Genomic DNA, 21,688 nt, shown 5'->3' with positions numbered 1-21,688 from the left:
GCTCCCACGGGGGGTGGTGATGTCCTTGTGGGAGCGCCGAGTCAGCTTGCAGTGATGGTGAATGTGCCGCCCTCTTCACGAGCAAGCCCGTTCCCACAAAAGCCTGGTGCCGAACACACTGTCCGCGACCACCACAAATCAACTGTGGGAGCGAGCTTGCTCGCGATGGCGCCAGTACGGCATGGGTGGAAAATGGCTGCCGGCCTGTGCCTCTGGGGCCTGGCCTGCTTGGCCCATGGCGCGGTCATGCAATGGACCGGCATCCGCGACGGCAGCCTGTACTTACAGACCGACCGCCCGGATTACGTGACCGTGCGCTGGGTACCCGCCTGGCAGGCCGACGCCAACACAGAACACCTGTACCTGCTCAACGGCCAAGGGCGCCTGGTGGGTGAACGCCTGATCAAGGCCGCCCAGGAACGTGGCGAGCAGCAATGGCCTTTGCTGCCGGGGGCCGCCAGCTATCGCCTGGAAATTCCCGGCTACAGTTTCCGCCGCTACACCGTCGAACACGACGCCCATACCCGGGCGCTGTTCGCCCCGGCCAAGGTGCATTTCAATGCCGAAACCCACGACGGCGATGAGTTGTATTTCAAGGTTGCCCCTGGCGAACAGGCCGTGCTGGCGGGCAAGTTCCACGGCGGCGTGCGCAGCCTGCAAGCCCGGCGCGTCGCCGATGGCAAACAGGTGCAGTTGAACCTCAAGCCCTATCCGGCCTATGGGCAGTTCAATCAAGTGGCATTGCCCGTCGCCAATGTCGAGCAAACCTGGCGCCTGCAATTGCAGGGCAACGGCAAGGCGGCATTCTGGCTGGATGGCACGGCGAACCTGTTCGCCCAAGACCCAGGGCATTTGCAACCGCTGCGCCAGGACCCGGGGCAGGTGCGTCTGAAACTCTATGACGACGTCCTGGGGACAACCCCGAAGCTGGGGGTCTACCTGCCCTACGTCATGCCCCCGCCATCGGCCTACCCGGTGATCGAAGCCCTCAAGCCCCAGGCCGCCAGCTATTACAGCCTGGTCGACATCACCGCAGACAGGCCGGACCATGAAAATCAGTTTCGGCGCCTGTACCAGGACCGCTTCGGCATCACCCGGGACATCACCCTGCTGGCCGGTAGCGCGCGCAAGGCCGACCTGCGGGCCGACCGCGTCAGCAACAACGGTTTGCAAGCTTGGCTCATGGCAACCCGCGCCTTGGGCGGCAAAGGCATCCACTACCTCAGTTTCGCCGATGAGCCGAACCTCAATTACCCAGACTTCGCCAGTTTCCAGCAGGTGTTCCAGAGCATGGCTGCCCAGGTCCGCGCCGACCCAGCCAACGCTGGCGCAGGTGTGCGCATCGCCATACCGGCCAGCTCGCGGTTCACCAACGGTCCTCTGGCCGAAAACGCGACCGACAAACGCGGAATCGACTGGGCACGGCGTCTGCTGGCGACATCCGACGATCAGATCGACGCCCTAGCCTGGCACGAATGGATGATCCGCGACCTGCTGGCAACGCGGACCTATCGCCATAGCGTTCGTCAGGCTGCCCACCTGGTGGGATTGAATAGCCAGGGCCGCCCGCGCAAGGCCTTGCTGCTGGACCAGACCAACATGTCCAGCGGCTCGAGCCTGAGCCCTTATGACCAGGAAACCCACTACGCCGCCCTGTGGTGGACGTCCGTGGTCATCAACGCCTCGGCCGACGGCTGGTTGGACATGCTCAACTGGTTCATGCTCGCCGACGAACCTCAATACCCCAAAGGCATGGTGCGAGTGCTGGACAGCCAGCGCTTCGAACTCAAGCCGGTGGGTCTGGCCCAACAGTTCATCCAACAACATTGGCTCGGCCAGGTGCTACGCCTGGATAACGACGCCTTCGAAGTCGACGTGCTGGCCATGGCCACCGACGCGAGGCGCAGCCTGCTGGGCGTGAACAAAAGCACGCGCCCGCAACAGGTCAGCCTGGACGGTGGGCCCTGCCCCCAGGCGAAAGCCGAACTGGTGTATTTCGGCCCCGACAACCAAAGCCGCAGCGCCCCGTTCAACTGCGAGGCCGGGCAGATCCGTTTTCTCCTGCCAGGAGAAACCGTGTTCGCCCTGGGCTGGACCGCCCTCTCTTTCCCCCACCCCGCCACCCGTCAGGAGGCACCATGAGCGTTCTGCAAGCATTACGTGATGGCATTCAGAAAAAAGGCCTGCGCGCCGTCCTCAAACAGCTGTCCAGGCGCTACGTGTTTTTCCACACCCGACTGGTGTGGCTGGAGCACGATGTGCGGACCCCACTCCCCCCGCATAACCTCAAGCCCTACCCACCGATGCGCCTGGAGTTCATCACGGTCGACAATGCCGATGCTTTTGCCCGGCACTTCGGCGACCGCGTCGAAACCATGCGCGAGCTGGCGGCCGAAGGCTACACAGGCTTGATGTACCTGGACGCTCAGGGCGACACCGTGGGTTTCGCCTGGGCCAGCACACGAGACTACTTCGACCGGCATTTCTATCGCTGCAACTTCCCGATCAAGCCTGGTGAGTACTTTCAGTTCGGTGGCGAGATGATCCGCGCCTACTGGGGCTCCAGTATGTCGGCGGACATGCAGGTGCAAATGTGGAAAATCATGGTGGACAAAGGTTGCGACACAATGGTCGATGTCTGCGATTTGCAAAACACCCCGGCGATCAAGATGCACCTGCGCATGGGCTTCCAGGAACGCGGAAAGATCACCCACGTGTATCGCCTGTTCGGTCGCTGGCGGTTTTTCCGCGACACCTTCTACCGCGGCTCGGTACTGGACGCCTTCCGTAAACCGGCGCCACCGCTTGCATCGACTGCGCCGGCCTGATGTCCATGGCGCTCTAACCACCCCATCGCGAGCAAGCTCGCGATGGGGTCTTTCCCACCCGCCCCTCGCCAGGAGGCACCATGAACATTCTGCAGAAATTGCGTGATCGAATTCGGAAAAAAGGGCTGCGCACTGTTCTAAATCAGCTGTGCAGACACTACGTGTACTTCCACGAACAACTGGTGTGGATGGAGCGCGATCTGGTCAGCCCGATACCGCCCAATAACCTCAGGCCCTATACGCCGTTGCGCCGGGAACGCATCACCATCAGCAATGCCGATGCCTTCGCCACCTACTTTGGCGACCGTGTCGAGACCATGCGCGAACTGGCTGCCGAAGGCTACGCCGGGCTCATGTACCTGGACGACAAGGGCGACACCGTCGCTTTCATCTGGGGCAGTACACGGGACTATTTCGACCGCCATTTCTTTCGCTGCTGGTTTCCGGTCAAACCGGGCGAGTTCTTCGAGTTCGGCGGTGAGCTGTACCGCGCTTACTGGGGGACCCAGTTATCGGTGGATATGCAGCTGGATCTGTGGAAAGCCATGGCCAAGCAAGGTTGCGACAAAGTAGTCGACGTCTTCGAGCTGCGCAACATTCCAGCCGTCAAGCTGCACCTGCGCATGGACTATCAGGAGCGCGGCCAGATCACCCATATGTATTGCTTGTTCGGCCGCTGGCGGTTCTTCCGTGACACGTTCTATACCGGCTCGGTCCTGGACTCTTTTCGTAAACCGGCCAAGCCGGTTGCATCCACAGCGGCGGCCTGACGTCCATGACAATCCGGTTCCAATGGTGTCGCTCCCTGGGCGCGGAGGACTTTCCCGTATCAGCTTATGAACAGCTGCGAACCCAGGTGGCCGACGCAACCCCGTTCAATACCCTGGGCTGGCTGCAAGCGGCGGAATTTGCCCTGTTGCCTGATCAGCAATTGCATGTGTTACTGGGCTGGCAGGACCAGGACTTGTCGCTATGCCTGCCCCTGGTTTCGGGACATGAGCGTATCGGCGGACTGCGGTACCAGGTGTTGCATCACTTGGGTTACCCCTTGGCCGACCGCATCGCCCTGCTGGCGCGCCTGGACGCCGAAGGCATGGGCCAGGCGCTGATGCAGATCCGTCAACAGGTGCCCCACGCGATGTTGCAACTCAATGAAGTGGTGGAGCCGGTCGGCGAGCAAAGCGTCCTTAGCGCCTGGATGGCACTGAGTTCCACCGGGGAGCGGCGGCTCAGTTGTCGGGTTCCGGTGCACTTGATCAGCGACAGTGATCATCAGGAAGTCTCTGGCGATCCACGCTACAAGCTGCGTCGGGCGCGCAAGCGGATCGCCGCTTGCGGTGCCGAAATCCGCCGAGTGACGCCGGACGCCATCAGCATCGGACAGCTGTTGCGAGCCCTGGCCGACGTCGAGGCCGCCAGTTGGAAAGGCGAGGAAGGTGTCGGCATCTTCGCCGACCCCAGGCGTCGGCAATGGATGAACCTTGCCTTCACCGCCCTCGCTGCCCAGGGCCAGGTGCGGGTGGTGATGCTGGAGCTGAACGGTGAATGCATCAGCTATCGCCTCGGCCTGCTGGACCAGGGCCGATTGTATGACTACAACCTGGCGTTCCTGCCGCAGCACGCCGACCTGGGCAGCGGCCGAGTATTGCTCGATGAGTGGATTCGTTGGGGGTTGGACGAGAACTGGCGCTGGATCGATGCATCACGGGTCAGCCTGGAGAACTCCAGCCATCAGTTACACGAACGCATGACCGGACAACTGGAGCACTGGCGTTGGAGTTTTTATTCCTGGCAACCCGATGGCCTGATCCTCGGGCTCGCCTTGCGACTCTGGAAAAGTCTTAAACCCTGGCTTCGCAAACACCCTCCCCAAAAAACCACGGCAACAGATTCACCCTCTATCCCCAAGGAACAGGAGACCTCGCATGCCCCGCCAAGTGATCATCAACGCTGACGACTTCGGGTTGTGCTACAGCGAAAACGCGACAATCGTTCGAGCCTTCGAAGCAGGGGTGATCAGTTCCGCCACCGTCATGGCCAATATGCCGGGCTTCGAACAGGCGTGTGCATTGGCCCGACTGCCGCGGCTCAAAGGGCGCATCGGCCTGCATTTCAATCTCAGCCATGGGCAGCCGTTGAGCCAGGCCATACAGTCGCGCCCGGCGTTTTGCGATGCGGACGGCCAGTTCACCTTCAGCCTGTCACGCTATTGCCTGCATCTGGGCTCAAAGGACCGCTCCGCCATACAGGACGAACTACAGGCGCAATGGCAACGCTGCCTGGACCACGGATTGCGCCCAAGCCACCTCGACTCCCATCAACACGTACATAACATCTGGCCCATCGGAGAGTTGGTGGCGCGCTTCGCTGCGCGGCAAGATGTACCCATTCGCCTGGCGCGCAACCTCGGAGCAAACCTGAATGTCCCCAAGCGCATCTTCAAGACCTTACTCAACCGCCGCCTGCGTCGTTTATGCGGCGCGACGGCCGACTATGTCTGCACGCCAGCCGACTTGCAGCACGCCGCAGCACCGGACCATGGTTTGCTGGAAGTGATTGTTCATCCCGTGCAGCTGGATGGGGATTTCGGCGACACCTACCTGGCTCCTGGCTGCTCGTTGACCCAGGTACTGCATCAGCGCCTGGCGGGGGTGCCCAAGGTGGGGTACGGCACCACTGAGCGGACGTTCGAGCTGGTTCAGCTTGAGGATGCGTAAGGACCTCTCTGCGTGGTTACGACCCGGCAACCGGCGGTTAACCCAGAGCCAATACTGTGCGCTTCTACGTCTCCCCTAAAGGAATAGGGAGCAAGGCACAGGTCTGGGGGGCTTCCAGCACCGAAAAGTGCGCTTCAGACGAATGACAGTCGCAAATCCCTGCGCCGTTTTCAGAGAATCTGCTACAAGGCATCTTTGGTTTCGAGTAGCGAATGGCATCGATGTCTTCACTCTTACTTTCCGGCCTGAAACGCCGCTGGTTGGCCTGGCTGTGCATGGGCGCATTGATGGTCGGCCTGCCGGTGGGCTGTGCCGTGTTGCAGCATAAGGAGCGGGAACTGGTCTTTCGCATCGAACCGGGGACGGCGAGCTGGTTCAGTGGGCTGCCCAGCGGCGTGCAGGAGTTCGATCTCAAGCCAAAAAGCTTCAAGGCCGGGGAAAACATCCACGGCTGGTGGTGGCCGGCCGAGCGCAAGAATGCGCCGGCCATCCTGTATTTGCACGGTGTGCGCTGGAATTTGACCGGCCAGTTGTTTCGTATCCAGCAACTGCGGGCGCTGGGCTATTCGGTGCTGGCCATCGACTACCGGGGCTTTGGCAAAAGCCAGGGCGATCTGCCATCGGAAGCGAGTGTCTATGAAGATGCGCGCATCGCCTGGGAGCATCTCGAAACGCTGCAACCGGACCCAAGCCTGCGGCTGATCTATGGTCATTCCCTGGGCGGCGCCGTCGCGGTGGATCTCGCTGTGCAACTCGGTCAGCAGGCGGCGAAAGGTGGCAAAGCCCAGGTCCGGGGCCTGGTGATCGAATCCACGTTCACCTCCCTGGGCGATGTCGCCACCTCGATGGCGAATACATCCCTGCCGGTGCGCTGGTTGCTGTCGCAGAAGTTCGACTCCATCGACAAGATCGGCGAGATCAACATGCCGCTGCTGATTGTCCATGGCGCCGCCGACCGCTACGTGCCGCCACGCTTCAGTGAGCAACTGTTCAATGCCGCCCGGGAACCCAAGCACCTGCTGCTGGTGCCCGGGGCGACGCATAACAACAGCATGAGCCTGGCGGGCAAAAACTACCGACAGGCGTTGGATGCCCTGATGAAAAGCGCCCCCGCCCCCATGGCCGGAAACGCCCCCACCGGCCCGGCCAAAGCGGGCTGATCCACGGAAATATCCACGCCCCTCTTGTGGGAAGCGGTGGGTCAGTCATGGAAATGTTGGGTGTGCCGCCGCCATCGCGAGCAGGCTCGCTCCCACCGTTTTTTCGAGGTGTTCTCAACTGTGGGAGCGAGCTTGCTCGCGATGGCATTGGGTCAGGCGACGATGAACCGTCAGGATCCCGCGCCAAACCGGTCACGGCTGTTGGTCAGGTGCAGCCACATGGCGGCGCGGGCGGCGTCCGGGTCCTGGCGCTTGATCGCGTTGAAGATCGCCTCGTGCTCAAGGTTGGCCAACTGCGCCAGCTTGCTGAGATCGGCCTGGCCGCGCTCGGCCACGTTCACACGGGTCCGGGGAATCATCGCACTGCCCAGGTGCTGCATGATTTCGACAAAACAGGCGTTGTCCGTGGCTTCGGCGATGAGCAGATGGAAACGCCGGTCGGCTTCGACACAGCTGTCGTTGTTGTTGGACAACCGCTGATAGTCATCCAGCGCCTGGCGCATCTGCTGCAACTGGTGTTCGCTGCGGCGCTGGGCCGCCAAGGCGACGGCCTGGGTCTCCAGGCCCAGGCGCAGTTCCAGGATCGCCCGCACGCCCGCGGCGGTGTCGACATTCAGGCGCAACCCTGGCTCGCCGGTTTGCGCCAGCACGAAGGTGCCGATGCCATGGCGGGTCTCTACCAGCCCCGAAGCCTGCAACTTGGAAATCGCCTCGCGCACCACCGTCCGGCTGACGCCATGGGCCTGCACGATGGCACCCTCCGATGGCAGCTTCTCACCCGGCTTCAACTGCCCCAGCAAAATGCTCTGGCTCAGCTTCGTCACCAGGTCATGGGCCAGGTTGTGGGTACGCTTGCGCAGGGGCGCGTCGGTGTCTTGCGGCATCGCCGAGGTTCCTTGAAAACAGCCTGACTGATCGTATCACCAGCGGGCGTCGGAAATCTCATCGTCAAGCCGCCAACTTGTATGACAACACTCCAAATCAGTCCATCCCAGCAAAAATCACCCCTTCAAAGAACTGTCCCGCGCAAGCCGGAAAGACGCTGGATAAAATCAGAATAACTCAACAAATACGGCATAAAAACACCATTACCCCAATCCATTGATGCTGAAAAATCGCTTGTCATCCAAAAAAATCCAGTTGTATGATGTCTATCAACATCGGCACTTGCACGATGCCCCGCATAAAAATAACGAGTGGGAGAAAAACCAGTGAACACATCCAGCCTCAAGGCGAATGCCGGCGCGGATCCGGTGCTGTTGTCGGCCATCGCCAAGGTCAAGCGCCACATCCTGCCGCTGTTCGTCATCATGTTTATCGTCAACTACATCGACCGCGTGAACATCGGCTTCGTCCGTGCCCACATGGAGCACGACCTGGGGATCGGTGCCGCGGCCTATGGCTTTGGTGCCGGCCTGTTCTTCATCGGCTATGCGCTGTTCGAAGTCCCGTCCAATATCCTCCTGCAACGCATCGGCGCCCGCATCTGGCTGACCCGCATCATGCTCACCTGGGGCCTGGTGGCGGCGGCCATGGCCTTCATCCAGAACGAAACCCACTTCTACATCCTGCGTTTTTTGCTGGGCGTGGCCGAAGCCGGATTCTTCCCTGGGGTGATCTACTATTTCACCCGCTGGCTGCCCGGCGTCGAGCGTGGCAAAGCCATCGCCATCTTCCTCAGCGGTTCGGCCATTGCGTCGCTGATCTCCGGCCCGCTGTCGGGGCTGCTGCTGCAAATCAATGGCCTGGGCATGCACGGCTGGCAGTGGATGTACTTCATCGAAGGGATGTTTTCCGTCGGCCTGTGCGTCTTCGTCTGGTTCTGGCTGGACTCCAAGCCCCATGACGCCAAATGGCTGAGCCGTGAAGAACAGGATGTGCTGGTCAAGGCCATCGACGATGAACAGCGGGCTCGGGAAGCCGCCTCGCCGATCAAACTGTCCATCGGCCAGTTGCTCAAGGACCGCCAGATCATCCTGTTTTGCCTGATCTACTTCTTCATTCAATTGACGATCTATGCCGCCACGTTCTGGCTGCCGAGCATCATCAAGAAAATGGGCGAACTGAGCGACATTCAGGTCGGGCTGTTCAATTCGATCCCGTGGTTGCTGTCGATCGTCGGCATGTACGCCTTCGCCTCGCTGTCGGCCAAGTGGAAATTCCAGCAGGCCTGGGTCGCCGCAGCCCTGTTGATCGCGGCAGCCGGGATGTTCATGTCCACCACCGGCGGACCGATTTTCGCCTTCGTCGCCATCTGCTTCGCGGCCCTGGGTTTCAAATCGGCATCGTCGTTGTTCTGGCCGATTCCCCAGGCTTACCTGGACGCCCGGATCGCCGCCGGGGTGATTGCCCTGATCAACTCGGTGGGCAACCTCGGTGGGTTCGTCGCCCCGACCACGTTCGGCCTGCTGGAAGAGCACACCGGCTCGATCCAGGGCGGCCTCTACGGCTTGGCGGCCACCTCGATCATTGCCGCGATCATCGTGTTTGCCGCACGCAACACGCCCAAGCCCAAAGCCGTGACGACGCCGTCCGATCCGGCCACCAGCCACGTCTGATCATTCGATTGCCAAGGATAAGTACAGATGAGTATTCCTGAAACCCGCAAAGCCCCGATCATCACCAGCATGCAGGTCGTGCCCGTGGCCGGCCATGACGGCATGCTGCTGAACCTCAGCGGCGCCCATGGTCCGTTCTTCACCCGCAACATCGTGATTCTCAAGGACAATGCCGGCCACACCGGCGTGGGCGAAGTGCCCGGCGGCGAGCGCATTCGCCAGACCCTCGAAGACGCTCGCTCGCTGGTAGTCGGCAACCCCATCGGCACGTACCAGAAGATCCTCAACACGGTACGTCAGGCCTTCGCCGACCGCGATGCCGGCGGCCGTGGCCTGCAGACCTTCGACCTGCGCATCACCATCCACGCGGTCACTGGCCTGGAAGCGGCGTTGCTGGATCTCCTCGGCCAACACCTGGACGTACCGGTCGCCGCCCTGCTCGGCGAAGGCCAGCAGCGCGACGAAGTGAAGATGCTCGGCTATCTGTTTTATGTCGGTGATCGCCAGCAGACCGACCTGGCCTATCGCAGCGAACCGGACGCCGACAACGACTGGTTCCGCGTGCGCCACGAAAAAGCCCTGGACGCCGACGCCGTGGTCCGTCTGGCCGAAGCGGCCCAGGCCCGCTATGGCTTCCAGGACTTCAAGCTCAAGGGCGGCGTGCTCCAAGGCGACGCAGAAATCGAGGCGGTCACGGCATTGGCCGAACGTTTTCCCCAGGCACGCATCACCCTGGACCCGAACGGCGCCTGGTCACTCAAGGAAGCGATCCGTTTGTGCCGCGACCAACACAAGGTGTTGGCCTATGCCGAAGACCCTTGCGGTGCCGAGAACGGCTATTCGGGGCGCGAGGTCATGGCCGAGTTCCGCCGCGCCACGGGCCTCAAGACTGCGACCAACATGATCGCCACCGACTGGCGCGAGATGGGTCATGCCATCACCTTGCAGTCTGTGGACATTCCCCTGGCAGACCCGCACTTCTGGACCATGCAGGGTTCCGTGCGGGTGGCGCAGATGTGCAATGAGTGGGGCCTGACCTGGGGCTCGCACTCCAACAACCACTTCGACATTTCCCTGGCAATGTTCACCCACGTGGCCGCCGCGGCACCGGGCGACATCACCGCCATCGACACCCATTGGATCTGGCAGGACGGCCAGCGACTGACCAAGGCGCCCTTGCAGATTCAGGGCGGCTGCGTACAGGTGCCGAAAAAACCGGGGTTGGGGATCGAGCTGGACCTCGACCAACTGGCCAAGGCCCATGAGCTGTACAAAGGCATGGGCCTGGGGGCGCGGGACGATGCGGTGGCGATGCAGTTCCTGATACCGGGCTGGACGTTCAACAACAAGCAGCCGTGCCTGGTGCGCTGAAGGAATCACAAAATTCCTTCAGGTGAACACATCCATGTGGGAGCGGGCTTGCTCGCGAAAGCGGTCTGACGGTCAACATCGATGCTGACTGTCAGGCCCTCTTCGCGAGCAAGCCCGCTCCCACATTGGAACTGTGGTGATCTTTGATTCGATGACCGCCACTGTTGTCCTCTATGTAAACCCTAACCCTCCGGCCGCATGATCAGCACCGCCAACGGCGGCAGGTTCAGTTCCAGCGACAGGGCCTGGCCATGGCTGGGCACTTCTTCGGTGAAGGCGCCGCCGCCGTTGCCGTAGTTGGAACCGGCGTAGGTGTCGGCGTCGCTGTTGAGCAATTCCACCCAACGCCCGGCGAACGGCACGCCGACCCGGTAGGCCTCGCGCGGCACCGGGGTGAAGTTGGCCACCACCAGCACCGGCTTGCCCTCCTTGCTCCAGCGCAGCCAGGCGTAGACGCTGTTGAGCGCATCGTCGCCAATCAGCCACTGGAAGCCCTGGGGCGCATCATCCTGGTCATGCAACGCCGGTTCTTCGCGGTACAGCCGGTTCAGATCGCTCACCAGCTTCTGCACACCCCGGTGCTCAGGGTATTGCAGCAGGTACCAATCCAACTGCTGGTCGTGGTTCCACTCGCGCCATTGGCCGAACTCGCACCCCATGAACAACAGCTTCTTGCCGGGATGGCCCCACATGAAGCTGAGGTAGGCCCTCAGGTTGGCGAATTTCTGCCAGCGGTCACCGGGCATCTTGTCGATCAGCGAGCGTTTGCCATGGACCACTTCGTCGTGGGAAATCGGCAGTACGAAGCGCTCGGACCAGGCATACACCAGGCCGAAACTCAGTTCGTTATGGTGATGGGCACGGTACACCGGGTCTTGCTGGATGTAGTGCAGCGAATCGTGCATCCAGCCCATGTTCCACTTGTAGGCAAAACCCAGGCCGCCCTGCTGGGTACTCTGGCTGACCCCCGGCCACGCGGTGGACTCTTCGGCAATAACCAGCGCACCAGGAGTTTCCAGCGCCACCACATCGTTGAGGTGCCGGAGGAAATCGATGGCTTCGAGGTTTTCCCGACCGCCGTGACGATTGGGCACCCACTCGCCGGCCTTGCGCGAATAGTCGCGGTACAACATCGAGGCCACGGCATCCACCCGCAGGCCGTCGACGTGGAAATGCTTGAGCCAGTGCAACGCCGAAGCCAGCATGAAGCCGTGCACTTCGGTGCGGCCCAGGTTGTAGATCAGCGTGTCCCAATCCTGGTGGAAGCCCTCCAGCGGGTTGCCGTATTCGTACAGCGCGGTGCCATCGAACTGGGCCAGGCCGTGGGTATCGGTGGGGAAATGCGCCGGCACCCAGTCGAGGATGACGCCGATATTGGCTTGGTGGCAGGCGTTGACGAACGCGGCGAAATCGTCGGGCGATCCGAAGCGTGCCGTTGGCGCGAATTGCGACAGCGGCTGATAACCCCAGGAGCCGCCGAACGGGTGTTCCATGATCGGCATCAGCTCGATGTGAGTGAAGCCCAGATCCCTGACATACGGAATCAGCCGCTCGGCCATTTCGTGCCAGTTGTATTGCCGGGCCACCTCGCCCGCTTCGTCGATTTCGCACTGCCAGGAGCCGGCATGCAACTCATAGATCGACAGGGGCGCGCCCGGTAGCTGGCGTTCGCGACGACTCTGCATCCACTCGTCGTCCTGCCACTCGATCTTCAAGGGCGAGGCGACTTTCGAGGCCGTGTCCGGCGGCATTTGCGTGGCCAGCGCCACCGGGTCGGCCTTGAGGGGCAGGATCCCGTGGGCGCCGAGGATTTCATATTTGTAGGCCTCCCCCGCCCCCAGCCGCGGGATGAACAACTCCCACACGCCGGATGGATAACGAATGCGCATCGGATGCCGGCGCCCGTCCCAGACGTTGAAGTCCCCCACCACCGAGACGCGTCGTGCATTCGGAGCCCACACGGCGAAGCGCACGCCCTCGACACCGTCGACAGTGGTCAGCTGTGCACCGAGGCAGGAACTGAGGTCGCGGTGATTGCCCTCGGCGAACAGGTAGAGGTCCATCTCCCCCAGCAGTGGGCCGAAGCTGTACGGGTCTTCGGCAACCTGCTCGCCGCCGGCCCAACGGGTGCGCAGCAAGTACCCTTGGGCGCGATCGAAATGGCCGACGAACAATCCCGGGGTTTCGGTGGGTTGCAGTTCCCCCAGCTCTTCGCCGCCCTCCCGGGCCAGCACCTGTACGCTCAGGGCGCCAGGCAGGTAGGCGCGGATGAACTGGCCACCGGCGCCGTCGCCATGGGGCCCCAGGATGGAAAACGGATCGTGATGTTCGGCGCGCACCAGCGCGTCGATGTCATGGAGGGCCGGCAACAAGGATTCCTTGGCCTGCCCTTGGGGTTCTTTGTTCGAGACACTCATGATTCTCTCCACTAAATCGGTCCGGCTAAGTCGGAAAAGGGTTGCAGCCCACTCAACAACCCGACCAGACCGTGCAACGGCACGGGCAGCCAGGCGGGGCGATTCTCGGCTTCATAGGCCACTTCATAGGCCGCCTTCTCCAGGCCGAACAACGCCAGCGCGGCGTCTTCGCCTTCAGCATCCTTCCACTCATGGGCAAGACTAGCTGCCGCCAGCCGATATGCCTCGACAAATGCCTGGCGGGCCTCTTTCAAATAACGCTCGGCGACCCGTTGCCGCGCCGCATCGGCATCGGCCGTGCTGTCGACGGTATTCAAGTGGATCGCCATGGCCGCCGCATAATCGAAGGAACGCAACACGCCGCTGACGTCCTTGTACGGGCTGTGCTTGCCCCGTCGTTCATGCAATGGCCGCGCCGGCTCACCTTCGAAATCGATCAGGTAGGCGTCGCCCTTGATTACCAACACTTGGCCCAGATGCAAGTCGCCATGGACGCGGATACGCAAGCCACCGACGGCCTTGCCGGCCAACGCCTGGACATGGGCCAGAACGGTTTTCTTGTGCTCCAACAAACGTGCGACCATGGCCTGGTCCGCGGGGTTCAATTGGCTCTGGTTCTGCTTGAGCAGACGCAAGGCGTTTTCCACCTGGCCGGCCACGTCCTTGCCGATGGCCTGGGCTTCCTTGGCGTTGGTGGCCTGCGGCGCGAAGTCCGGATCGTCGGTAGCCTGGGCCAGTACCCGGTGCATTTCCCCCAGGCGCTGGCCGAGCATGCCGGCGAAATCCTTCAGTTCGCCCAAGGCGTTGTAATGCTGCTCCTGCTCAGAGACGGCGTCCGCCAACTCATCGCGCAAGGCGCGTTCGAGGTTGTTCTGGGTCCATTCCCAGGCGTCGCCCTGATTGCTCAGGTAGCCCTGGGCGATCATCAGCAACGCATCTTCGCCTTCGGCATCGCGGCGAACCACCGAACCCAGCAGCGGTGAAATATTGCTGAAACCCGCGGCGGTCAGGTAGGCGCTCATCTCCAGTTCCGGGTGCACGCCCGAGGCCACCTTGCGGATCAGCTTGAGTACCAGACTCCCCCCCACCACCACCGAACTGTTGGACTGTTCAGCGGACAGGTAGCGTACCTCCGGCTCGTCTCCCAGGTTCAACGCCGCCAGGCCTTCGGTCGGTTCGAAGCGCAACTCACCTTCGGCGAACGGCAGCACCGTGGCGGTCTGCATGCTGTGCAGCACGGCGCGCACGAAGCCTTCCAGGCTGAATGCATCGGTGATCAACCCCACCTGACGCCCCCGACGTACCCGCGACAAGGCCAGTTGCTGCGGCAATGCCGCACCGACCTGGTCTTCGGCGAGCAAGCCGAACGGCAACTGGTAACGCAGGGTCTGGCCGCCACTGGTGACATCGACTTCACTGAGAAGCACGGGGCGCTGCGGATCGCCGAAGCGCACGCCATAGACAATGTCGACCTTCTCGATCGCACTGTCCTTGCCGGCGAACCAGCGCCGGTTCTGCAACCAGCTCGGCAGGATGGTTTGCTCCAGCGTGGTGCGCGATGGCGCCTCGAGCAATTCTTCCAGGCGTTTTTTCAGCACCAGGGTGGTGAAGTCCGGCAGGCTCTGGGCCGGTTCCACGTGCCAGCTCGGCATCTGGTTTTCCGCCGCCAGGACGAACCAATAGAAACCGTACGGCGCCAGGGTCAGCAGGAAGTTCAACTGGCCGATGGGTGGGAACGCGTTGCCACCGAGCATCTCCACCGGAACCATGCCGGCGTAGACCGACAGGTCCAGCTCGGCGGCCTGGGCGCTGCGGGACACGTTGGCCACGCACAGGATGATTTCGTGCTTGCCGTCGGGGCCGGTGTACTCGCGGGTGTAGGCCAGGATCCGGCGGTTGCTGGGCGAGAGCATTTTCAGCGTGCCCCGGCCAAAGGCCTTGGACTGCTTGCGCACCGCCAGCATCCGCCGGGTCCAGTTGAGTAACGAATGCGGGTCGCCGGCCTGGGTCTCGACGTTGACCGACTGGTAGCCATACTGCGGGTCCATGATCGGCGGCAGTACCAGGCTGGCCGGGTCGGCGCGGGAGAAGCCGCCGTTACGGTCGATGGACCATTGCATCGGCGTACGCACGCCATCGCGGTCGCCCAGGTAGATGTTGTCGCCCATGCCGATTTCATCACCGTAGTACAACGTCGGCGTGCCGGGCATCGACAACAGCAGGCTGTTGAGCAACTCCACGCGACGACGGTCGCGCTCCACCAGCGGCGCCAGGCGCCGGCGAATCCCCAAGTTGATGCGCGCCCGACGGTCGGCCGCGTAGTAGTTCCACAAGTAGTCACGCTCCTTGTCGGTCACCATCTCCAGGGTCAGTTCATCGTGGTTGCGCAAGAAAATCGCCCACTGGCAATTGGCGGGAATCTCCGGGGTCTGGCGCAGGATGTCGGTGATCGGGAAACGGTCTTCCTGGGCCAGTGCCATGTACATGCGCGGCATCAGCGGGAAGTGGAAAGCCATGTGGCATTCGTCGCCGTTCATCCCTTGGGCGTCGACATCACCGAAGTACAACTGGGTGTCTTCCGGCCATTGGTTGGCTTCGGCCAGCAGCATGCGGTCAGGATAGTTGGCGTCGATTTCGGCACGGATCAGTTTCAGGACGTCATGGGTCTCGGGCAGGTTTTCGTTGTTGGTGCCGTCGCGCTCGATCAGGTACGGGATGGCATCCAGGCGCAGACCGTCGATGCCCATGTCCAGCCAGTAGCGCATCACCGACAACACGGCCTTGATGACCTGCGGGTTGTCGAAGTTGAGGTCGGGCTGGTGGGAGTAGAAACGGTGCCAGAAGTACTGGCCCGCCACTGGGTCCCAGGTCCAGTTGGACTTTTCGGTGTCGAGGAAGATGATCCGCGTGCCGTCGTACTTATGGTCGTCATCGGACCAGACATAGAAGTCCCGTGCCTTCGAACCCGGCTTGGCCTTGCGCGCGCGCTGGAACCAGGGGTGCTGGTCCGAAGTGTGGTTGATGACCAGTTCGGTGATCACCCGCAGGTTGCGCTTGTGGGCTTCGGCAATGAACCGCCGCGCATCGGCCATGGTGCCGTAGTCGGGGCTGACGCCACGGTATTCGGCGATGTCATAACCGTCGTCGCGCCGGGGGGAAGGATAGAACGGCAGCAACCAGATGGTGTTAACGCCCAGGTCGGCGATGTAGTCGAGTTTCTCGATCAGGCCGGGGAAATCGCCGATCCCATCGTTATTGGAGTCGAAATAGGATTTAACGTGGACCTGGTAAATCACCGCGTCCTTGTACCAGAGCGGATCCTTGATGAAGGTGGCAGACCGGGGTTTCTTCGCCATTTGCAACTCCTGATAATTCATTAAAGCCGCGGGATACAGGCTTGAAAGGTCTTTTTATGGAGGGAGGCCGGCGCTTTGTGGGAGCAACGCTTGCTCGCGATGCAGGCACCTCGATCCCTCAGGGTGACCGCGCCCTTTTCAGCGCGGGCAAGCCTCGCTCCCACAGCGTCATGCCACGCTGATCCGCCAAATCCCGAACGGCTGGTACGCCGGATCGATACGCATGAACTGGTACTTGCCGTACCAGGTCCAGCGATGCCCGTTCATCAAATCTTCGCCCTGGGTCTGGGCGTCGTCGGGCAGGCCCATTTCCCACAACGGCAATTCGAAACTGGCTTCCTGCGGGTTGTGCGGATCAAGGCTCACCGCCACCAGGATGAAATTGCTGCCGTCGGCGGTGCGCTTGCCGAAATAGAGAATGTTGTCGTTCCACGCGTTGTAGATTTTCAGGCCCAAGTGGGTATGCAGCGCCGGGTTCTGTCGGCGGATGCGGTTGAGCTGGGCGATCTCGGCAATGATGTTGCCCGGCGCGGTGAAGTCGCGAGGACGGATCTCGTATTTCTCCGAATCGAGGTATTCCTCTTTGCCCGGTACCGGGGCCGACTCGCACAGCTCGAAGCCCGAATACATGCCCCACAGACCCGAGCCCATGGTTGCCAGGGCTGCGCGGATCAAGAAGCCCGGGCGCCCCGACTCATGAAGAAAGGCCGGGTTGATGTCTGGCGTGTTGACGAAAAAGTTCGGCCGGTAGCATTCACGCCAAGGCGACTCGTTGAGCTCGGTGAAGTAGGTCGCCAGCTCGGCCTTGGTGTTGCGCCAAGTGAAATAGGTGTAGCTCTGGGAATAACCGACCTTGCCGAGTCGCGCCATCATGGCCGGGGTGGTGAAGGCTTCCGCCAGGAACATCACTTCGGGGTATTGGGCCCGGACGTCGGCGATCAGCCATTGCCAGAACGGCAGTGGCTTGGTGTGAGGATTGTCGACGCGAAATATCTTCACGCCTTCCTCGACCCAGCCCACCACGATGTCCCGCAGTTCCAACCACAGGCTGGGAATCGCATCGGCCGCGTAGAAATCGACGTTGACGATGTCCTGGTATTTCTTCGGCGGGTTTTCCGCGTATTTGATCGTGCCATCCGGTCGCCAGCTGAACCAGCCCGGGTGCTGCTTGAGCCAAGGGTGGTCCTGGGAACACTGGATCGCAAAGTCGAGGGCAATCTCCAGGCCGTGCTGCGCGGCGGCCTCCACCAGGCGCCGGAAGTCCTCGCGACTGCCTAACTGCGGGTGAATGGCCTCGTGCCCGCCTTCCTCGCTGCCGATGGCATAGGGGCTGCCCGGGTCGTCGGGACCGGCGGTGAGGGAATTGTTCGGGCCTTTGCGGAAACTGCGACCGATGGGGTGGATCGGCGGGAAGTACAGCACGTCGAACCCCATGTCCTGGATCACCGGCAGGCGCGAATGCACGTCATTGAACGTGCCATGGCGCTGGGGATCGTCGGTGATCGAGCGGGGAAACAGCTCATACCAACTGGCAAACTCGGACAGCTTGCGCTCCACATCCAATGGGTATTCGGGGCTGATGCTCAAGTAAGGTCGATGATCGGCCTGGGACATCAGGTCGGCACTGCGCGGCGCCAGGAACAGCGCCACCTGCTCCGTCGGCAACAGGCCGGAAAGCTCATGGTGCAAAGCCGCCAGTTGCTCGCTCAGTTCCCCTGTGCTGCGCTCGACGGCCATTTGCACTTGGTTGCGTCCTTCCTGCAACTCCAGGCTGATCGGCACTCCAGCACCGAATTTTTTCTCCAGTTCGTAGCGGAAACTGGCGAACTGATCGATCCAGGCCTCGATGCAGAAGACATAGCGACCTTGCTCCGGCACGTTGAACTGGCCGCGCCAGCCGTTATTGCCCAGGTCGCTCATGACCTCGCTGTTCCACAGCTCATCCTGCAGCGAACGCCAGCGAATGCGCACCGCCAGCTTGTCGTGACCGTCGGCGAACACTTTACTGGTCACCGTCACGTCCTGCCCGGCCACGGCCTTGGCGGCAAATTGCCCGCCGTCGATCACCGGCATGGTGTTTTCAATCGCGATACGCGGTAACAACAAGGCTTGAGACAACGGCAAATGCGGGTTGTAGGCCAGGTCAGACGGGTGTTCAGCAGTCATCGAGCATCGCTCCTTTTACGCCCCATGGACGCGCTTGTGGCGGTAAAGGCCCAATGGGTCCCTGAAAAAAACTCACTTAAACTCCGAACCGGGACGACGGCTAAAAGTTCAGCGGGATTTGCCCCTCGATGTATCCGGGATCAAACCCGGTACAGGATGGTCAACAACCATAAGCACGACTCAAGCCATGTGCGTTACGGAGATCCGTCCCGATGAATATTCCCATCCCGGCCGAAACACCCGATCCGAACATCGATGACCCCACCTTGCCCCCGCCCGGTCCTGATCCGGAACCGATTCCAGAGAAAGACCCGCCGCTGACCCCACAACCGCCCAAGGGCGACCCGCCCAGCGAGGCGCCGCCGGAGCGGGTTTGATTCAACGACTCGGTACCAATCCCTGTGGGAGTCCCTGTGGGAGCGAGCTTGCTCGCGATAGCGGAGTGTCAATCAGCATAGTGGCTGGCTGATGCCCCGCCATCATCGAAACGCCGCTCGGTGCGAGCGTGTGCCCACAGGTCTTATGTTCAGGCTGATGGCTTGTCGCCCTTCTCCAGTGCCCGAACAATGACCGGCATCACACTGAAGATCACCAGGGCCAACACCGTACTGAGTACCGCAGTCGCTTCCCGGCCCAGCCCGGCGGCGACGCCAATGGCTGCAGTCATCCACAGGCCGGCGGCGGTGGTCAGGCCTTTGACATGACTTTCATCGCCATCGTTGTTTTTCAGGATCGTGCCGGCGCCGAGAAAACCGATGCCGGCGACCACCCCTTGTATCACCCGGCTCATGGCGTCGGCCTGGGACCCGGACATCTGTGGCACCAATACGAACAACGCCGCGCCCAGGGCCACGAGCATGTGGGTTCGCACGCCGGCAGCCTTGCCCTTGTGTTCGCGCTCGAAGCCCAGGATGCCGCCCAACAGCGCGGCCATGACCAGCCGCACCGTGACCCGGGTCATCTGCTGGGCATCGGTGATGTCGGCGAATTCCGCCTGCAGGGTTATCCAGACTTCATGCCACCAGGCTTCCATGGACCGTCCTCTTTCTCAATTGGATAGACGATGGACCGCAAGCGAAGCCAGAGGTGCGCTCGACCGCTGATCAGCCACAGCGAACCCTGGCCAGCGGGTGGGACCTAATACTCAGGACATTCAGGAAGGAGCGACGTCATGCTTGAGCAAATCGACAAAGACAATACCTGCCATATCAAAACCCTCAACGGAACCAAGCTGCGCCCCGCCAGCGAGTTGGTCATCATCACTGACCCGGACAAGGCCATGTCAGCGGTGGAAGTCAATGGCGACCTGGTCTACCTCACCGAAGCCGAAGTGGATGCCCTGACCGTGGCCGGCGCGGTCGATAAGCGCAAGCACCTGAAGGCCACCGACAGCGGTTCGGCAATCTGAACCCCAATCCACAGGCACCAGATGCATTTGTGGCGAGGGGATAAATCCCCTCGCCACAGTAATATGTTCGGCACTTCCTGGGTGCATCAAAGTGTCGCAGCGCCTGGGCTTCGCGGCATCTGATCCGGTTTTTATAGAAACACCTGAGTCTGTTATGCAAACAGTTCCATGGTCATAGTGCGCCGGCCAGATAGAGGCTGATGAGCGACCGACCATGAGCGATAGAATCCCCGTCCAGTTGATACAGACGTTCGAACCTGCGCCGACGAAGATCAAGGCCAGGACCACCGACAACCTGATCCACACCCGTAGCTTCACCGGTTTGTTCCGCACCTTGCGCATCAGCGGTGCGGGGGTTCTGTTCCTGCTGTTCTTTGGCACGGTGTGGTTGAACTGGGGTGGCCGCCAGGCGGTGCTCTGGGACCTTTCCGAAAGCAAATTCCATATTTTTGGCGCGACCTTCTGGCCCCAGGATTTCATCCTGTTGTCGGCCTTGTTGATCATCGCCGCCTTTGGCCTGTTTGCGATTACCGTGTTTGCCGGTCGCGTGTGGTGTGGCTACACCTGCCCGCAGAGTTCCTGGACCTGGCTGTTCATGTGGTGCGAGAAGATCACCGAAGGCGAACGCAACCAGCGGATCAAGCTGCAAGCGGCCCCCTGGGGCCTGAACAAACTGTTGCGTCGCAGCGCCAAGCACAGCTTGTGGCTGGCCATCAGCCTGTTCACCGGCCTGACGTTCGTGGGCTACTTCACCCCGATCCGCCCCTTGGCCGAAGAGCTGCTGACCCTGCAGATCGGCGGCGTCAGCCTGTTCTGGGTACTGTTTTTCACCGCTGCCACCTACGTCAACGCCGGCTGGCTGCGGGAAGCGGTGTGCATGCACATGTGCCCCTATGCACGCTTTCAGAGCGTGATGTTCGACAAGGACACGTTGACCATTTCCTACGACACGGCCCGTGGCGAAATCCGTGGCCCGCGCAAACGCGAGGTGAAGCCGGCCAATATTGGCCTGGGCGACTGCATCGACTGCCAGATGTGCGTGCAGGTCTGCCCCACCGGCATCGACATCCGCGACGGCTTGCAGATGGAATGCATCGGCTGCGCGGCGTGCATCGACGCCTGCGACTCGATCATGGACAAGATGGGCTACGCCCGTGGCCTGATCAAATACACCTCGGAGCATCAATTGCAGGGGGGCAAGACTCACCTGCTCAGGCCTCGGCTGATCGGCTATACCGCGGTGCTGCTGGTGATGATCGGCGCGCTGGCCCTGGCCCTGGTGCAACGGCCCATGGTGTCGCTGGATGTCAGCAAGGACCGTGGCCTGTTCCGCGAAAACAGCGCAGGCCAGATCGAGAACATCTACAGCCTGAAAATCATCAACAAGACCCAGCAACGCCAGGACTATCACCTGTCCCTGGTGGATGGCGAGGGCTTCGTCCTCCAGGGCAAGACCCAACTGAGCCTGGCGCCCGGGGAAATCGTCGATGTGCCGGTGTCGGTGGCGATGCTCAACGAGCGGCCTCGCAGCGGCTCTGAGGAAATGACCTTCAAGGTGGCCGACAGCGATGAACCCGGCATCTACAGCCTGGCCAAGAGCCGTTTTGTCGCGCCGATGAATCGTTGAAGCTTTAAGATGCCGGGCGCCCTGTGGGGGCGAGCTTGTGGGAGCAAGGCTCCCCACAGTTTAAAAAGCGCAAACCATGT

General features: G+C 61.7%; 17 protein-coding genes. 11 read left to right on the top strand and 6 right to left on the bottom strand.

The window, feature by feature from the left end:
• Window positions 1-192 precede the first annotated feature (192 nt).
• The 6 genes from BLO80_RS06410 (at window position 193) to BLO80_RS06385 (ending at window position 6,705) form a co-directional block, all read left to right on the top strand.
• Complete coding sequence (locus BLO80_RS06410) at window positions 193-2,142, top strand: hypothetical protein (RefSeq protein WP_092327359.1); 1,950 nt, start codon at window positions 193-195, stop codon at window positions 2,140-2,142.
• On the top strand, window positions 2,139-2,828 hold the full coding sequence (locus BLO80_RS06405) for a GNAT family N-acetyltransferase (RefSeq protein WP_092327358.1): 690 nt from the start codon (window positions 2,139-2,141) through the stop codon (window positions 2,826-2,828). The genes BLO80_RS06410 and BLO80_RS06405 overlap by 4 nt, the downstream gene beginning before the upstream one ends.
• A gap of 80 nt (window positions 2,829-2,908) precedes the next feature.
• Window positions 2,909-3,598 (top strand): N-acetyltransferase, encoded by a 690-nt coding sequence (locus BLO80_RS06400; protein ID WP_092327356.1) that lies wholly within the window; start codon window positions 2,909-2,911, stop codon window positions 3,596-3,598.
• Window positions 3,599-3,603: 5 nt separating this feature from the next.
• Window positions 3,604-4,782: a GNAT family N-acetyltransferase gene (locus BLO80_RS06395; RefSeq protein WP_092327354.1), complete on the top strand. Its 1,179-nt coding sequence runs from the start codon at window positions 3,604-3,606 to the stop codon at window positions 4,780-4,782.
• Window positions 4,754-5,545 carry a carbohydrate deacetylase gene (locus BLO80_RS06390; protein ID WP_092327353.1) on the top strand — a complete coding sequence of 264 codons (792 nt, stop codon included), beginning with the start codon at window positions 4,754-4,756 and terminating at the stop codon, window positions 5,543-5,545. Before BLO80_RS06395 ends, BLO80_RS06390 begins: the two co-directional genes overlap by 29 nt.
• A gap of 221 nt (window positions 5,546-5,766) precedes the next feature.
• Entirely contained in the window at window positions 5,767-6,705 is a 939-nt protein-coding gene (locus BLO80_RS06385) for an alpha/beta hydrolase (RefSeq protein WP_175459460.1), read from the top strand.
• Between the two features lie 170 nt (window positions 6,706-6,875).
• On the opposite strand, the gene BLO80_RS06380 is transcribed toward BLO80_RS06385, so the two are convergent.
• Together BLO80_RS06380 and BLO80_RS28915 are read right to left on the bottom strand one after the other, a co-directional pair.
• Window positions 6,876-7,589, bottom strand: coding sequence for a FadR/GntR family transcriptional regulator (locus BLO80_RS06380; protein ID WP_060738233.1), 714 nt, complete (start codon window positions 7,587-7,589; stop codon window positions 6,876-6,878).
• 125 nt (window positions 7,590-7,714) lie between these two features.
• Window positions 7,715-7,924, bottom strand: coding sequence for a hypothetical protein (locus tag BLO80_RS28915; RefSeq protein WP_139196921.1), 210 nt, complete (start codon window positions 7,922-7,924; stop codon window positions 7,715-7,717).
• On the opposite strand from BLO80_RS28915, the gene BLO80_RS06375 reads away from it, so the two are divergent.
• Window positions 7,917-9,263: an MFS transporter gene (locus BLO80_RS06375; protein WP_092327351.1), complete on the top strand. Its 1,347-nt coding sequence runs from the start codon at window positions 7,917-7,919 to the stop codon at window positions 9,261-9,263. The two genes, BLO80_RS28915 and BLO80_RS06375, sit on opposite strands and share 8 nt — an antisense overlap.
• A 27-nt stretch (window positions 9,264-9,290) precedes the next feature.
• A complete protein-coding gene (gene gudD / locus BLO80_RS06370) occupies window positions 9,291-10,634 on the top strand; it encodes a glucarate dehydratase (RefSeq protein ID WP_092327350.1) in 1,344 nt (447 codons plus the stop codon).
• 182 nt (window positions 10,635-10,816) lie between these two features.
• Here the strand turns inward: gudD and glgB are convergent, their stop codons facing one another.
• From glgB to BLO80_RS06355, 3 genes are all read right to left on the bottom strand, one after another.
• Window positions 10,817-13,051, bottom strand: coding sequence for a 1,4-alpha-glucan branching protein GlgB (gene glgB / locus BLO80_RS06365; protein ID WP_092327348.1), 2,235 nt, complete (start codon window positions 13,049-13,051; stop codon window positions 10,817-10,819).
• An 11-nt stretch (window positions 13,052-13,062) separates the two neighbouring features.
• Window positions 13,063-16,407 (bottom strand): maltose alpha-D-glucosyltransferase, encoded by a 3,345-nt coding sequence (treS, locus tag BLO80_RS06360; RefSeq protein ID WP_092327346.1) that lies wholly within the window; start codon window positions 16,405-16,407, stop codon window positions 13,063-13,065.
• A gap of 168 nt (window positions 16,408-16,575) precedes the next feature.
• A complete protein-coding gene (locus BLO80_RS06355) occupies window positions 16,576-18,573 on the bottom strand; it encodes an alpha-1,4-glucan--maltose-1-phosphate maltosyltransferase (protein WP_092327345.1) in 1,998 nt (665 codons plus the stop codon).
• Window positions 18,574-18,785: 212 nt separating this feature from the next.
• On the opposite strand from BLO80_RS06355, the gene BLO80_RS29850 reads away from it, so the two are divergent.
• Entirely contained in the window at window positions 18,786-18,950 is a 165-nt protein-coding gene (locus BLO80_RS29850; RefSeq protein ID WP_170847569.1) for a hypothetical protein, read from the top strand.
• A gap of 149 nt (window positions 18,951-19,099) precedes the next feature.
• On the opposite strand, the gene BLO80_RS06350 is transcribed toward BLO80_RS29850, so the two are convergent.
• The gene (locus BLO80_RS06350) at window positions 19,100-19,606 is read right to left on the bottom strand and encodes an MgtC/SapB family protein (RefSeq protein WP_092327343.1); all 507 of its coding nucleotides are present in this window, start codon (window positions 19,604-19,606) and stop codon (window positions 19,100-19,102) included.
• A gap of 138 nt (window positions 19,607-19,744) precedes the next feature.
• On the opposite strand from BLO80_RS06350, the gene BLO80_RS06345 reads away from it, so the two are divergent.
• Both BLO80_RS06345 and ccoG read left to right on the top strand, forming a co-directional pair.
• Window positions 19,745-19,981, top strand: coding sequence for a DUF3203 family protein (locus BLO80_RS06345; protein ID WP_092327342.1), 237 nt, complete (start codon window positions 19,745-19,747; stop codon window positions 19,979-19,981).
• Window positions 19,982-20,195: 214 nt separating this feature from the next.
• On the top strand, window positions 20,196-21,608 hold the full coding sequence (gene ccoG / locus BLO80_RS06340) for a cytochrome c oxidase accessory protein CcoG (protein ID WP_092327340.1): 1,413 nt from the start codon (window positions 20,196-20,198) through the stop codon (window positions 21,606-21,608).
• Window positions 21,609-21,688 lie beyond the last annotated feature (80 nt).

Source organism: Pseudomonas sp. NFACC56-3 (assembly GCF_900100025.1).
Taxonomy (GTDB): domain Bacteria; phylum Pseudomonadota; class Gammaproteobacteria; order Pseudomonadales; family Pseudomonadaceae; genus Aquipseudomonas; species Aquipseudomonas fluorescens_AA.
Note: the sequence above shows the minus strand (reverse complement) of the source record. Positions and strands in the feature narration are given on the sequence as shown.

Excerpts from the sequence above, each read along its gene's own strand:
- BLO80_RS06405 (WP_092327358.1), top strand. The coding sequence starts at position 2,139 with ATGAGCGTTCTGCAAGCATTACGTGATGGCATTCAGAAAAAAGGCCTG.
- BLO80_RS06355 (WP_092327345.1), bottom strand. The coding sequence starts at position 18,573 with ATGACTGCTGAACACCCGTCTGACCTGGCCTACAACCCGCATTTGCCG.
- gudD (WP_092327350.1), top strand. The coding sequence starts at position 9,291 with ATGAGTATTCCTGAAACCCGCAAAGCCCCGATCATCACCAGCATGCAG.
- treS (WP_092327346.1), bottom strand. The coding sequence starts at position 16,407 with ATGGCGAAGAAACCCCGGTCTGCCACCTTCATCAAGGATCCGCTCTGG.
- BLO80_RS06350 (WP_092327343.1), bottom strand. The coding sequence starts at position 19,606 with ATGGAAGCCTGGTGGCATGAAGTCTGGATAACCCTGCAGGCGGAATTC.
- BLO80_RS06390 (WP_092327353.1), top strand. The coding sequence starts at position 4,754 with ATGCCCCGCCAAGTGATCATCAACGCTGACGACTTCGGGTTGTGCTAC.
- BLO80_RS06385 (WP_175459460.1), top strand. The coding sequence starts at position 5,767 with ATGTCTTCACTCTTACTTTCCGGCCTGAAACGCCGCTGGTTGGCCTGG.
- BLO80_RS06345 (WP_092327342.1), top strand. The coding sequence starts at position 19,745 with ATGCTTGAGCAAATCGACAAAGACAATACCTGCCATATCAAAACCCTC.
- BLO80_RS06380 (WP_060738233.1), bottom strand. The coding sequence starts at position 7,589 with ATGCCGCAAGACACCGACGCGCCCCTGCGCAAGCGTACCCACAACCTG.
- BLO80_RS06400 (WP_092327356.1), top strand. The coding sequence starts at position 2,909 with ATGAACATTCTGCAGAAATTGCGTGATCGAATTCGGAAAAAAGGGCTG.
- glgB (WP_092327348.1), bottom strand. The coding sequence starts at position 13,051 with ATGAGTGTCTCGAACAAAGAACCCCAAGGGCAGGCCAAGGAATCCTTG.
- BLO80_RS06410 (WP_092327359.1), top strand. The coding sequence starts at position 193 with ATGGCTGCCGGCCTGTGCCTCTGGGGCCTGGCCTGCTTGGCCCATGGC.
- BLO80_RS29850 (WP_170847569.1), top strand. The coding sequence starts at position 18,786 with ATGAATATTCCCATCCCGGCCGAAACACCCGATCCGAACATCGATGAC.
- ccoG (WP_092327340.1), top strand. The coding sequence starts at position 20,196 with ATGAGCGATAGAATCCCCGTCCAGTTGATACAGACGTTCGAACCTGCG.
- BLO80_RS06395 (WP_092327354.1), top strand. The coding sequence starts at position 3,604 with ATGACAATCCGGTTCCAATGGTGTCGCTCCCTGGGCGCGGAGGACTTT.